The organism is Actinokineospora sp. NPDC004072, assembly GCF_053604195.1.
In genome coordinates this window covers 202,133-215,240 of the sequence record NZ_JBSGHB010000001.1, presented here as the reverse complement: position 1 = coordinate 215,240, position 13,108 = coordinate 202,133, and the positions used below count along the sequence as shown (strand labels likewise).

The 13,108-nt window shown below is 73.6% G+C and carries 15 protein-coding genes; 7 read left to right on the top strand and 8 right to left on the bottom strand.

Annotation, left to right across the window (positions count from 1 at the left end; all coding sequences use genetic code 11):
* Positions 1–125: 125 nt before the first annotated feature.
* Genes ACWEPX_RS00955 through ACWEPX_RS00945 form a run of 3 tightly spaced genes read left to right on the top strand, consistent with a single transcriptional unit; the run spans position 126 to position 2,606 of the window.
* The gene (locus ACWEPX_RS00955) at positions 126–944 is read left to right on the top strand and encodes a DUF3097 domain-containing protein (protein WP_451894988.1); all 819 of its coding nucleotides are present in this window, start codon (positions 126–128) and stop codon (positions 942–944) included.
* Between the two features lie 51 nt (positions 945–995).
* Positions 996–1,439, top strand: a complete 444-nt coding sequence (locus ACWEPX_RS00950) for an NfeD family protein (RefSeq protein ID WP_451894987.1) — start codon at positions 996–998, stop codon at positions 1,437–1,439.
* 9 nt (positions 1,440–1,448) lie between these two features.
* The gene (locus ACWEPX_RS00945; RefSeq protein WP_451895259.1) at positions 1,449–2,606 is read left to right on the top strand and encodes an SPFH domain-containing protein; all 1,158 of its coding nucleotides are present in this window, start codon (positions 1,449–1,451) and stop codon (positions 2,604–2,606) included.
* A 7-nt stretch (positions 2,607–2,613) separates the two neighbouring features.
* Here the strand turns inward: ACWEPX_RS00945 and ACWEPX_RS00940 are convergent, their stop codons facing one another.
* Positions 2,614–3,411, bottom strand: coding sequence for a class I SAM-dependent methyltransferase (locus ACWEPX_RS00940; protein ID WP_451894986.1), 798 nt, complete (start codon positions 3,409–3,411; stop codon positions 2,614–2,616).
* Between the two features lie 50 nt (positions 3,412–3,461).
* Here ACWEPX_RS00940 and ACWEPX_RS00935 point away from each other — a divergent pair, with 50 nt between their 5' ends.
* Positions 3,462–4,040 (top strand): TetR/AcrR family transcriptional regulator, encoded by a 579-nt coding sequence (locus ACWEPX_RS00935; protein ID WP_451894985.1) that lies wholly within the window; start codon positions 3,462–3,464, stop codon positions 4,038–4,040.
* Between the two features lie 4 nt (positions 4,041–4,044).
* Here ACWEPX_RS00935 and ACWEPX_RS00930 read toward each other — a convergent pair whose 3' ends face one another.
* The 6 genes from ACWEPX_RS00930 to add are packed head-to-tail and all read right to left on the bottom strand — an operon-like array spanning position 4,045 to position 9,069.
* A complete protein-coding gene (locus ACWEPX_RS00930) occupies positions 4,045–4,509 on the bottom strand; it encodes a carboxymuconolactone decarboxylase family protein (RefSeq protein ID WP_451894984.1) in 465 nt (154 codons plus the stop codon).
* A 34-nt stretch (positions 4,510–4,543) separates the two neighbouring features.
* A complete protein-coding gene (locus ACWEPX_RS00925; RefSeq protein WP_451894983.1) occupies positions 4,544–5,023 on the bottom strand; it encodes an RrF2 family transcriptional regulator in 480 nt (159 codons plus the stop codon).
* 16 nt (positions 5,024–5,039) lie between these two features.
* On the bottom strand, positions 5,040–6,158 hold the full coding sequence (locus tag ACWEPX_RS00920; RefSeq protein WP_451894982.1) for a DNA glycosylase AlkZ-like family protein: 1,119 nt from the start codon (positions 6,156–6,158) through the stop codon (positions 5,040–5,042).
* A 13-nt stretch (positions 6,159–6,171) separates the two neighbouring features.
* Positions 6,172–7,050 (bottom strand): sucrase ferredoxin, encoded by an 879-nt coding sequence (locus tag ACWEPX_RS00915; protein ID WP_451894981.1) that lies wholly within the window; start codon positions 7,048–7,050, stop codon positions 6,172–6,174.
* Between the two features lie 45 nt (positions 7,051–7,095).
* Positions 7,096–8,055 carry a helix-turn-helix transcriptional regulator gene (locus ACWEPX_RS00910; protein ID WP_451894980.1) on the bottom strand — a complete coding sequence of 320 codons (960 nt, stop codon included), beginning with the start codon at positions 8,053–8,055 and terminating at the stop codon, positions 7,096–7,098.
* A gap of 39 nt (positions 8,056–8,094) precedes the next feature.
* On the bottom strand, positions 8,095–9,069 hold the full coding sequence (add, locus tag ACWEPX_RS00905; RefSeq protein ID WP_451894979.1) for an adenosine deaminase: 975 nt from the start codon (positions 9,067–9,069) through the stop codon (positions 8,095–8,097).
* Positions 9,070–9,184: 115 nt separating this feature from the next.
* Here add and ACWEPX_RS00900 point away from each other — a divergent pair, with 115 nt between their 5' ends.
* Positions 9,185–9,586, top strand: coding sequence for an STAS domain-containing protein (locus ACWEPX_RS00900; RefSeq protein ID WP_451894978.1), 402 nt, complete (start codon positions 9,185–9,187; stop codon positions 9,584–9,586).
* Here ACWEPX_RS00900 and ACWEPX_RS00895 read toward each other — a convergent pair.
* Complete coding sequence (locus ACWEPX_RS00895) at positions 9,485–10,507, bottom strand: alpha/beta hydrolase (RefSeq protein WP_451894977.1); 1,023 nt, start codon at positions 10,505–10,507, stop codon at positions 9,485–9,487. The two genes, ACWEPX_RS00900 and ACWEPX_RS00895, sit on opposite strands and share 102 nt — an antisense overlap.
* Before the next feature lie 525 nt (positions 10,508–11,032).
* Here ACWEPX_RS00895 and ACWEPX_RS00890 point away from each other — a divergent pair.
* Complete coding sequence (locus ACWEPX_RS00890; RefSeq protein ID WP_451894976.1) at positions 11,033–12,007, top strand: tyrosine-type recombinase/integrase; 975 nt, start codon at positions 11,033–11,035, stop codon at positions 12,005–12,007.
* The gene (locus ACWEPX_RS00885; protein ID WP_451894975.1) at positions 12,008–12,931 is read left to right on the top strand and encodes a pseudouridine synthase; all 924 of its coding nucleotides are present in this window, start codon (positions 12,008–12,010) and stop codon (positions 12,929–12,931) included.
* The last annotated feature ends 177 nt before the right edge of the window (positions 12,932–13,108 follow it).

Genomic DNA, 13,108 nt, shown 5'->3' with positions numbered 1-13,108 from the left:
CCGGGGTTGCCTGCGCACACCCCATAGTCGTGCGGGGCAGGCCCGCTCCGACGCCCGCGGCGCGGAATTTTCACCCCGGCGTGGCGCGGCCGGTGGGCGCGGCGGGCGGTGGCTACCTTGGCCGGGTGCGATCACAGGAGTACGGGGATGTGCTGGGCGGGCGGCCGCGGCGGGCGGTGCCGGAGGTGCCCGCGGACCCTGGCGTGGTGGTGGAGGAGCCGGGGTCGGGGTTCTGCGGGGCGGTGGTGCGGGTCGAGCGCGGCACCGCCCGCCACGACGCGGTGGTACTGGAGGACCGCCACGGCCGCCACCGGGTGTTCCCGATGGTCCCGGCCGGGTTCCTGCTGGAGGGGCGGCCGGTGACGCTGGTGCGCCCGGCCGCCGCGCCCGCCGCCCCGGCGCGCCGGTTGTCGGCGTCGGGCTCGGTGCGGGTGGAGGGGCTGCGGGCGCGCACGGCCGCGGCCAGCCGCATCTGGGTGGAGGGGGTGCACGACGCCGAGCTGGTGGAGCTGGTGTGGGGCCACGACCTGCGGGTGGAGGGCGTGGTGGTCGAGCCCCTCGACGGGGTGGACCACCTGGCGGAGGCGGTGGCGGCGTTCGGGCCGGGGCCGGGCAGGCGGCTGGGGGTGCTGGTCGACCACCTGGTGGCCGGGAGCAAGGAGTCGCGGGTGGCCGCGGCGGTGGCGGGGGAGCACGTGCTGGTGACCGGGCACCCCTACGTCGACATCTGGCAGGCGGTCAAACCCGCGGTGGTGGGCATCCCGCAGTGGCCGTCGGTGCCGCGCGGGGTGGCGTGGAAGGACGGGGTGTGCGCGGCGCTGGGCTGGGGCGACGCGGCCCAGGGGTGGCGGCGGGTGCGGGCGGCGGTCTCAGGGTTCCGGGACCTGGAGCCGCCGCTGGTGGGGGCGGTCGAGCGCTTGATCGACTTCGTGACCGCGTCGTGATCTTGACCGTTCCGCGGCTGCGCGGGTCCGGTTGATGCGAGGATGGGCGCTATGGCGGCGCTGATCTGGCTCATCGCAGGCATCGTGCTGATCGTCGCCGAGGTGCTCTCCGGCGACTTCGTGCTGGTCATGCTCGGCGCGGCCGCGCTGGCCGGGGCCGGGGCCGAGGCGGTGTTCGGGCTGCCGGTGGTCTCCGCGGCGGTGTTCGCCGCGGTCTCGCTGGGCCTGCTGGCCGGGGTGCGGCCCTCGGTGAAGCGGCGGTGGCAGGCCAGGCTGACCGCCGACAACGTCGCCGCGCTCATCGGCGAGACCGCGCTGGTCACCGAGACGGTGGACAGCAACGGCGGTACGGTGCGGCTGCGCGGCGGCGACTGGTCGGCCCGCGCCCTCGACGACCGGCAGGTGCTGGCGCCGGGCACCGCGGTGACCGTCGTGGAGATCCAAGGGGCGACGGCGGTGGTCTACGCCCACGACGCCCTCCCAGGGAAGGACTGAGCAGTGGACGTGGGACTGATCGTCGCGATCGTGGCGGCGTTGTTCGTGGTGATCGTGCTGGTGAAGGCCGTGCTGGTGATCCCGCAGGCGCAGACGGCGGTGATCGAGCGGCTGGGCCGCTTCAAGACCGTGGGCCAGCCCGGCCTGAACTTCCTGGTCCCCTTCCTGGACAAGGTGCGCGCCCGCATCGACATGCGCGAGCAGGTGGTGTCCTTCCCGCCGCAGCCGGTGATCACCCAGGACAACCTGACCGTGCGCATCGACACCGTCGTCTACTTCCAGGTCACCGACTCGCGCTCGGCGGTCTACGAGATCTCCAACTACATCGTCGCCGTGGAGCAGCTGACCACCACCACGCTGCGCAACGTCGTGGGCGGGATGAGCCTGGAGCAGACGCTGACCTCCCGCGACAACATCAACCAGCAGCTGCGCGGCGTGCTGGACATGGAGACCGGCCGCTGGGGCATCCGGGTGGCCCGGGTGGAGCTCAAGGCGATCGACCCGCCGCCGTCCATCCAGGACTCCATGGAGAAGCAGATGCGCGCCGACCGGGAGAAGCGCGCCATGATCCTCACCGCCGAGGGCCAGCGGGAGTCGGCGATCAAGACCGCCGAGGGCCAGAAGCAGTCGCAGATCCTGGCCGCCGAGGGCGCCAAGCAGGCGGCGATCCTGGCCGCCGAGGCCGAGCGCCAGTCGCGCATCCTGCGCGCCCAGGGCGACCGGGCCGCCCGCTACCTGCAGGCCCAGGGCCAGGCCAAGGCGATCGAGAAGGTCAAGGCCGCCCGCCCCTCGCCGGAGGTGCTGGCCTACCAGTACCTGCAGACCCTGCCGACGATGGCCCAGGGCGACGCGAACAAGGTGTGGCTGATCCCCTCCGACTACGGCAAGGCCCTGGAGGGCTTCGCCCGCATGCTCGGCGCCCCCGGCGAGGACGGCGTCTTCCGCTACGAGCCGCCCGCCGACGTGCCCGCCACCGCCCCGGAGGAGGACGAGGAGTCCGTGCGCGGCTGGTTCGACACCTCCACCGACCCGAAGGTGGCCGAGGCGGTGCGCGCCGCGGAGGAGGTGGCGCGCAAGGAGGTCGAGAGCCCGCTGTCGGTCCCGCGCGTGGGCCCGTCGACCGCCCCCGCCGCCCCGCCCGCCCGGGTCGAGCCCGAGCAAGCCTGACCGTGCGCTAGGCCGGGGGCTGGGTGCGGCGGGCGGTGACGGCGACGGTGCCGTAGCGCACCTCGACCGCGCCGCCGAGGCTGTCGATGGCCGCGCCCACCTCGGCCAGGACCGCGGCGAGCGCCTCGGGCGGCAGGCGGGTGAGGATGCCGCTGGTGGGCAGCTGATCGAGCCACTCGGCGCGGGTGTAGGCGCGCTGCCAGTCGTGCCGGTGCACCTCGGGCTCGGTGAAGCCGCCCGCGGCGCGCAGGCCGTCGGCGGCCAGGTCGGCCAAAGCGCGCTGGTCCCCGCCGCCGGAGGGCGGCGGGATGAGCGGCACCGACCCCGGCGGCAGGGCGCGCAGCGCGGTGGACAGCGCGGCGCCGACCTGCGGCGGGGGAGCGGGCACGTGCCACAGGGCGGTGAACAGCCCGCCCGGGCGCAGCACCGCCGCCGCGGCGGCCGCCCCGGCGACCGGGTCGACCCAGTGCCACGCCTGCCCGGCGACCACGGCGTCGAAGACCCGCCCGCGCGGCCGCCACCGCTCGAACGCGGCCACCTCCACCGCCACGCCCGAGCCGCGGGCGAAGGCGGCCATCCGCTCGTCGGGCTCCACCCCCAGCACCGCGCACCCGGCGGCGGCGAGCTGGCGGGCCAGGATGCCGGTGCCGCAGCCCACGTCGAGCACCGAGCGGGCGGCCGCGGCGATCGGCTCGACCAGGGCGGCGGGGTAGGGCGGGCGGGTGCGGTCGTAGCGGGCGGGGTCGACCCCGAAGGACTCGGCCATGCCGCGCTGGCGGTGCGGCTCCCCGGCTAGAGTGGGCATGCGCCCACACTAGTGGGCACGTGCCCACTAGTGCCAGGGGGACGCTGCCGTTGCCCACCGGGATCCACCTGCGCGACGCGCGCACCCAGCTGTTCGACGCCGCCGAGCGCGTCCTGCTGCGCGGCGGCCCCGCCGCGCTGACCAGCCGCGCGGTCACCGCCGAGGCGGGCTGCGCCAAAGGCGTGCTGCACAAGCACTTCGCCGACTTCGACGCCTTCCTCGCCGACCTGGTCACCGACCGCATCGCCGCCCTGCGCGAACGCGGGGAGGCCCTGCTGGAGCGCGCGGGCACGGCCACCGTGGTCGACAACGTCACCGACGCGCTCACCGAGCTGTTCGCCTCGGTCGCCGCCGGGATCGTCGGGCTGGTCATCGTCCGCGACGAGCTGCGCGCCCGCCTGCGCCGCACCACCCCGACCGGCATCCCGCTGCTGACCGAGGCCGCCGCCCTGCTCGCCGACTACCTCGCCCGCGAGCGCGACCTGGGCCGGGTCGACCCCGACGCCGACGTGGCGACCCTGGCCCCAACGCTGATCGGCAGCGCGCACCTGTCCTTCGCCGACGGCCCGCCCGAGCGCGACCAGGTGCGCCGCATGGTGGCCGCGGTGCTCGGCCCACCGCGGCCCTAGCGCGCTACTTGCGGTGCGACCCGGCCACCGCGCCGGTGGAGACCGCGATGCGGTTCCAGGCGTTGATGGTCGACACCGCCACCACCAGCGCGGCCATGGTCTGCTCGTCGAAGTGCTCGGCGGCCTCGTCCCACACCTCCTGCGGCACGCCCCGGCCGTGGTCGGCCAGGCGGGTCGCGGCCTCGGTGAAGGCCAGCGCGGCCCGCTCGGCCGGGGTGAAGAACGGCGCCTCCCGCCACACCGCCACCGCGTAGAGGCGCTCGTCGGTCTCGCCGCCCGCCTTGGCGTCGTGGGAGTGCATGTCCACGCAGTAGGCGCAGCCGTTGATCTGGCTGGCGCGCAGCTTCACCAGCTCGAAGGTGGACTTGGGCAGGGGGCTGGCGGCCAGGTACTTCTCCAGCGCCAGCATCGCCCGGTAGGCCTCGGGGGCCACGGCCGCGACGTTCATCCGCTGCATGATCTTCTCCATTCAGGGTATGCGATATCCAGAATTCATCGAAAACTCAGGCCCGCGCCGCGGTCAGCCACTGGCGTAACCGCTCGCCGGTGCCGGGGTTGCGCCGCTCCACGGTGGCGATCAGGTCGGCGATGGACTGCCCGGCCAGCTCCCGCCGCCACGCCAGCTCCCCGCGCCGCATCGCCTGCGACACCGGGCAGGTGACCCGGTAGTCCACGGCCGGGTCGCCGAAGGGGGAGTCGGCCACGATGCGCGTGCACCGGAACGCCTCCTCGGGGCCCTCGATGGCCACCACCACGTCCAGCACGCTGATCGACGCGGCGGGCTTGGCCAGCCGGAACCCGCCCCGCGGCCCAGAGGTCGAGGTGAGGATCCCGGCGCGGGTCAGCGCCTGCAACTGCTTGTTGAGGTAGGCGGCGGGCAGGTTGAAGGCCGCGGCCAAGCGCGCGGCGGGCACCGCATCACCCGGCTCGACCCAGGCGAGGTTGGTGCAGGTGTGCAACGCCCACTCCACGCCCTCGCTCATCCGCATAACCTGGACACTACATGTCCAAGATCTGGTTGTCGAGGGTGACCCGCGCCTCCCGCAACCCCCGCGCCCGCGCCACCCGGTCGGCCTCCACCCCGATCAGCCCCCGCGCCGCCGCGCCGATGGGGGAGAACAGCTCCACCGCCACCTCCAGCCGAGCCCCCGGCACCCGCGTGCGCCAGGTCCCGGCCACCTCTCCCTCGGCCAGCAGCACCCCCGGGCTGCCGATCGCCCGCCACACCTGCTTGCGCCGCGCCGCGTCCGGCACCAGCACCTCCCGGTCCCGGCCCTGCAGCAGCGGGTCCGCAGGCGGCAGCAACCGCACCAGCTCCCGCGCATCCGGCGCCGCCCGCACCGCGTCCACATCCGCCGCAGGCAGCTGCGCAGGCCGCCCCTCCACCGTCACCGCCACCAGATCACCCGGCCACATCGACACCGCCACCGCCCGCGTGGTGCCGAGGAACCCGGCCAGATCCGCGGGGGAGGCCGGGCCGTGCAACCGCAGATACGCCGCCACCAGCCCACCCGGATCCGACGCCACCGTAGGCAGCGGATGCCGGTCCGGCAGCGGCCGCAACCGCGCAGGCCGCGTCTCCGGCACCACCTCCACCCCCGCGGCGATCCCCACCAGCTGGAACAAGCTGCCGAACACATGCGTGCTCCCGCACGCACGGCAGTCATAGGAATAGGCAGGCGGCAGCAGCGCCGTCATCTCCGCGCTCACCTGCGCCCGCGGCTTCTCCCCATCCACCACCGCCCGCAACGCCGCCGCCCCCACCGCGAACCCCTCCGCAGCCGACACCCCACCCGCCCGCAACGACCGCGCCGACACCGTGCCCAACCGCGCCGCCGCATCCGCATCACCCCGCGGGTACAACGCCCCCGCCAACCCCGCCACATCCCCCCGCCGCACCAGGTGCGGAGCACCCCGCTGCGCCCACACCAGCACCACCTCCGGCGGCAACACCCCCACCACATCCGGCAACCGCGCCGCCAACGCCACCCGCGCACCCGCCGCCGAATCCTGCACCCCCAGATCCAGCACCCCCAACCCCACCACCGCACCGACCTCCCGGTGCAGGCCATGACGGGCGATGCGATGCGCCAGAACCTGGGCGCGGCTCAACTCCATGCCGCGACCGTAGCTAATCGATGCGCGTCACCACGTGCTCCACCACCGCCTTCGCCGCCGCCCCGCAGCTGACCGCCCGCGGCGCGCCCACCACCTCGGCCACCGTCACCCGCCACGCCCGACCATCCTCATGGGCCACCACCACCCGCCACTCGCCCTCCACCCGCTCCGGCTCCCGCACCACCAGCACATCCGGATCCAACGTGTGCGTCAGCTCCCGCACCGCCAACTCCGCCGCCTGCCCCGGAGCCGACCACGTCGACCGACCCCGGCACCCCGCCAGCACCACCCCCGGCTCCCGCAGCAACGCCGCCCCCACCGCCTCATCCACCCGCGCATACGCATACCCCGTCGGCAGCACCAACGCCGTCGGCGCGAACCGGTGACCACCCAGATGCGTCGCCTCCCACACCTGCTCCCCGTGCACCGCGGCCAACGCCGCCGCCGCAGGACGCCCCAGCACCGCGCAGCACACATCCCGGCGCCCATTCGTGCACACCAGCAGCAACCGGCCCTCCGCAGGCGCGCCGAACCCCGCCGGGCTGCCCGCCCCCGCCGCCGCGAAATCCAGATCCAGCAGCTCCTTGGGATCGTTGAGCGTCGCCGACCGCACGAACGAGCGCCCCGGCGCCGTGTGCGCCAGGAACACCCGGCGGGGGAGCGGCCGATGCCGATCCGCATGCGGGCCGGGACGGCGCACCAGCACCACCCGCACCCCCGTCCCCGCCACCCGCGCCGCCAGCTCCGCACCCAACCCCGGATCCAGGTGCGAACCCGTCAACGCCTCAGCGCCCCACGGGCCCGGCTGCTCAACGCACAACCACGTCGCGGCCACAGCCGCCGTCCCCGCCGGATTCTCGGCGGCCATCATCGACACAGCGGAACACGTCATCACCCACAGGCTCTCACGCCCCATACCGCCGATCGAGTGACACCCCTACGAGCGGTCGCACGTCCGCCGGATGCGCTCGGCCAACTCCCGCATCCGATCCACCAGCTCCGGCGGCTCCACCACCTCGAACTCACACCCGATGAACCACACCCACACCGCCAACTCCTCCAGCGCATTCGCCCCGATCCGCAACAGGCAGCTGCCCTCGTCCACCGGCTCCACCACCCCCGTCACCGCCGCCGCCACCTCCGCCGCCCGCTCCACCGGCACCAGCAACCGCAACACCACCTGATGCCGGAACGCCCGATTCGTCACCCCGAACGCCGTGTACGCGGCGATATCGGCATCCGGCGGCGTCCGCGGCTCGAACCGCGGCCCCAGCGGCACCCGCGGCGACACCCGATCCACCCGGAACGTCCGCCAGTCATCCCGATCCACGTCGAACCCCACCAAATACCAACGCCGACCCGCATGCACCAGCTTCAACGGCTCCACCTCCCGCACCGACTCACCACCCCCATGAGCCCGGTAGTCGAACCGCAACCGCACCTGGTCCCGACACGCCCCCGCGATCACCGACAACACCTCCGCCGACACCACCGGCCCCCGACCCGGCACCGCCACCGTCGCCGCCTGCAACGCCGCCACCCGATGCCGCAACCGCGACGGCAACACCTGCTCCAACTTCGCCAACGCCCGCACCGAGGTCTCCTCGATCCCCGACACCGACCCACCCGCCGCCGTCCGCAACCCCACCGCCACCGCAACCGCCTCATCGTCATCCAGCAACAACGGCGGCAACGCCGCACCCGCCCCCAACCGGTACCCACCCGCCGTCCCCGCCGCCGAATGCACCGGATAACCCAACGACCGCAACTTGTCCACATCCCGGCGCACCGTCCGGTCCGTCACCCCCAACCGGCCCGCCAACTCCCCACCCGACCACTCCCGCCGCGTCTGCAGCAACGACAGCAACCGCAACAACCGCGCCGAGGTCTCCAACACGCCCCCAGCATCCCACCCCCAGCGGACAACAACGGTCCGCTACCCGCCGGCCGCCAACCACGCCTCGATCTCCCCGCACACCCGCTCCTTCACCGCCGCCGGCGCGAACGACCCCACCACCGCCGACCGGCACAACCCCGCCACCACCTCATCCGACCACCCCCACCGCGCCCGCAACCGCCCGAACTCCCCGCTCAACGACACCCCCACCACATCCGGCACATCCACATTCACCGACACCGCAACCCCCGCCTCCACCAACCGGGGCAACGGATGAGCCCCCCACCCCGACACCATCCCCAAGACCACATTCGACGACACGCACACCTCCACCGGAACACCCCGCTCCCGCAACTCCGCCATCACCGCCCCATCCACCGACACCCCATGCCCGATCCGATCCGCACACCCCACCCGCAACGCCTCCACCACCGACTCCGGCCCCGACATCTCCCCGGCGTGGTGCACCATCCCCAACCCCGCCTCCCGCGCCTGCGCCAACACCCCCGCGAACGGCGCCAACGGGAACTCCTCATGCGCGGCCACCCCCACCGCCACCACCGACGGGAACCGCACCGCCCACTCCACCATCGCCGCCAACCGCCCCACCGACCGCCGCCGCGAATGATCCAAGATCAACCGCGTCACCACCCCGTGCTCCGCCGACCCCTCGGCCAACCCCGCCACCACCGCCGCCAACGGCTCAACCCCAGACCCCAACCGCTCCCCGTGCGACCCCGCCGAGAACGTCACCTCCGCATACCGCACCCCATCCGCAGCAGCATCCGCGCAGAACTCCCGCGCCACCCGCGCGAAATCCTCCGGCTCCCGCAAGCACGACCGCACCACCGACCCCCGGTCCGCGAACTCCCGGAACCCCGAGAACCCGCCCTCCGGCACCCCCGGCACCACCACCCCATACCGGCCCGCCAACTCCGCCAACGTCGACGGCCGCACCGAACTCTCCAGGTGCACATGCAGATGCGCCTTCGGCAACGCCACCAGATCCCGCACCCACCATCAGTACCCCACCCCCACAACCCCACCCAAACGAATAACCCACGGCAACCTTTTCGACCCCACCGCGGTCAAGGACACGACAACCACCTCCACCCGAAAGGCCACCCCCGTGCCGCTGCGCCTCGCCCCCCACCGCACCCGCCACCTAGCCATCACCACCCACCGCAGCGGCCCCATCCACACCGTCGCCGCCCAAGGCCACATCGACCTGGCCACCTACGCCCCCTGGCACGACGCCCTCATCGACGCCGCCACCAGCACCGACCCCACCACCCACCTCGTCGCCGACCTCACCGACGTCACCCACCTCAGCTGGGCCAGCACCGCCGCCCTCATCCGCGCCCACCACGCCTGCAACGCCCGCGGCCGCCACCTCGTCGTCCGCGCAGGCGGCGCCATCCTCACCGGCTTACGCCTCACCCGCCTCGACCACACCCTCACCATCACCCCCGCCACCACGACCACCCGCACCGCCACCACCCAGAACCACAGCGAATGGCTCATCGCCTGAACCCACCACCGACCGCACGAACACCCCCACCTCATCCAACGCCGCATGCCCCTCCGGGATCGGACCCGCGAACGCCTGGAACACGTGCACCTGCCCATCCCACACCTGCAACCGATGCCGCACCCCCGCCGCCGCCAGCCGCCCCGCCAGCAGCTGCGCGTCGTAGAGCAACGCCTCCGCGCCCCCCGCCTGCACCAGCACCGGCGGCAACCCCGACAGATCCCGACGCGCGGGGGAGGGGTCCTCATCCAGCCCCGCCAGCAGCATCCGCCGCAGCTTCGGCAACCGGTGCGCAGGCAAATACGCATCACCCACCAGATTCGGGTGCTCGGCGCGGCCCACGTGGTCCAGCTCGACCAAGGGGGAGAGCAGCACCAACCCCGCAGGCAACCGCTGACCGCCGTCACGCGCCGCCAACGCCGTGGTCAACGCCAGGAACCCACCCGCGGAATCACCCGCCACCACGACCTCGGAATGCCCCCGCTCCAGCAACCACGTGTAGGCCAGGTGCGCATCGGCCATCGACACCGACAGGGGAGCGGCAGGCAACTGCCGGTAGGCCACCGACAACGCCGTCATCCCCGCCCGCTCGGCGATCCGCGCCGCCAACCGCCGATGCGTCCGCAGACCGCAGCAGAAGAACCCGCCACCGTGCAGGAACAGGAGCACCTTCTCCGGATCGGCGCCCGGCGGCCTGATCCACTCGGCCCCGAACCCGGGGAAGTCCACCCGCTCGACCTCCGTCCCGCGCGTCACCGGCACGACGAACGACGCCGCCCACTCCAGGACCACGGCCAACCGCAGCGTCACCGGGTGCAGCGGGCTGTACCGGAACACCGGGCGGACCACGACGCGCAGGAACCGGGCGAACCGGAGCGCCTGGGCGCTGATCCCGGTGAAGGTGTCGATGACGGGGTCCATGCAGGCGGCTCCCTCCGAGTGATCGGATGGTAGCCACGGCGCCCGCGCGCCCACCATGATCGCTTTCCGGCGCTGTCCGCCCATGACAACAACGGCTCCAGCGGCTCGGCGAGGGCGAGCAGGGGGGTGCTGCAGACGACTTACTTAACATAATGTCGATTATCGAACTTTGGCCGACCGGCGCGAACGTGCCGGAAGGGGCCGATCCGACGGCCAGGTCGGCATGCGCGGATCGCTCAGCCAGTCGTCGCGCTCGCGCTGCTGCGGCCGTCGAGTCCCGCCGCGTCGGCACGGGCGGCGGCTGCGGGCCGCCTAGGGCGCGGAGGGTCGCGGAGTGGGGCATCGATTCCCCCGCGCAGCGCGTCCCGCGGCAGCCATGGATTCGTCACCGTGACGAATCGGGCTGGGGTCATCACACGGTGGCGAATCATGCATAACCGCCATTATGCATGGAACCGGTTACGCTCAGCCGGGTGATCGCGGGGTGGGCCGGGCGTCGCGGTGTCGGTGGGACGGGGTATCCAGATGGGCGTGAAGTTGATCGACGCGCAGACGGCGTTCTTCGTGGCCCGCAAGCCGCGCAAGGACTCCCCCCACACCACCGCGGCCTACCGCCGGGACCTGGCCGGCGTCGCCGCCCGCCTGGCCGACGGGCTCGGCACCGCGGTCGAGGAGATCGAGCTGGCACAGTTGGACGCGACGGCGCTGCGGGCGGCGTTCGGGTCCTTCGCCGACGACCACGCGCGCAGCTCGGTGGCGCGGGCGTGGTCGACGTGGAACCAGTTCTTCCAGTTCTGCGTGGCCGACGGGCTGGTGGCGGGCAACCCGATGGGCGCGGTGGGCAGGCCGAAGCCCGCTCCCCTCTCCCCCAAGCCGCTGCGCGGCGAAGGCACCCCGGAGGAGCTGCTGGCGGCCACGGCCGCGGGCGCGCGCCGGGCGCGGCGGCCCTGGCCGGAGCGGGACCTGCTGGTGGTGGCGCTGGGGCTGGTGGCGGGGCTGCGCTCGGCGGAGATGCGGGAGCTGCGCCGCTCGTCGGTGGTGGGCAGGCCGGGCGAGCGGCGGCTGTTCGTGCGCGGCAAGGCCAACCGCGAGCGCTCCATCCCCATCGAGGCCCCCTTGGAGCGGGTGGTCGAGGCGTACCTGGAGTCGTGCGAGCGGCGGTTCCCGGCCTCGGCGTTCGGGCCGGAGTCGCCGCTGGTGCTGGGGTCCGACGGCGCGGGCATCGGCCGCGGGGCGCTGGACTACCTGGTGCGCTCGTGCTTCCGGGCGGCGGGGCTGCGCGACCGGGTGCCCGCGGGGGCGAACCTGCACGCGCTGCGGCACACGTTCGCCACGCGGTTGGCCGAGGACGGGGCCAACGCGGTGGAGATCATGGCGCTGCTGGGGCATGCGTCGTTGAACACCAGCCAGAACTACATTGAGGCCACGGGGGCGCAGCGGCGGGCCGCGGCGGCGTCGAACCGGACGTATCGGGTGTTGTCGGAGCTGGTGGAGGAGTAGATGCGGCGGAAGGTGCGCTCGCCGCTCCCCCAGCGCGCCGGTGTGGACGCGGTGCGCGTGCGGTTGCCGGTGTCGACGCGGTGGGCGACGGTGCGGGATCACCTGGTGGACCGGTTGCCGGTGCCTGCGGCGCGGGTGGATGCGATGTTCGCCGAGGGCGCGGTGTGGTCGGAGTCGGGGCCGTTGGCGGTCGACGCGCCGTTCGTGCGGGGTGGGTCGGTGTGGTTCCACCGGGAGTTGCCGGTGGAGGTTCCGGTGCCGTTCGAGGTGTCGGTGCTGTTCCAGGACGAGAACCTGGTGGTGGTGGACAAGCCGCATTTCCTGGCGACGATCCCGCGGGGCTCGCATGTGGTGGAGACGGCGTTGGTGCGGGCGCGGCGGTTGGCGGGGATCGAGGGGTTGGCGGCGGCGCACCGGTTGGACCGGTTGACGGCGGGGGTGGTGGTGTTCGTGGCGCGGCCGGAGCTGCGGGGGGCGTACCAGGAGTTGTTCGCGCGGCGGTTGGTGCGCAAGGAGTACCTGGCAGTGGGGCGGGTGTCGGGTGGGGCGCCTGCGGTGGGGACGGTGGTGCGGAGCCGGATCGTGAAGGAGCGGGGGGTGCATGCGGCGCGGGAGGTGCCGGGGCCGGTGAACGCGGTGACGCGGGTGGTGTCGGTGCTGCGTCGGGGGGAGCTGGGGTTGTTCGGGTTGGCGCCGGAGACGGGGCGGACGCACCAGCTGCGGGTGCACATGGCGGGGTTGGGGGCGCCGATCGTGGGTGATGACCTGTATCCGGTGGTGGCGGAGCGGGCGCCGGACGACTTCTCGGCTCCCCTGCAGCTGCTGGCGCGGGCGGTGGAGTTCGACGATCCGGTGACGGGGGTGCGGCGGCGGTTCGAGTCGCGGTTGTCGTTGTCGGGGTGGCCTGGTCCGCTGCCGGGGTAGGCCGTGCTGGCGGGTGCGGGGATCTGCCCTCGCTGGGTCGTTCCCGCTGGGGGCGGGTGCGGAACTGGCTGTCGAGGTGGGGTGGGCCTTGGCGGTAGTGCGTGCTGGGACTTGTGGTGGTCTGGGGGTGGACGCGGTGGGGTTGTCCGTTCTGCGGGTGGGGTATCCGCCGCGAAA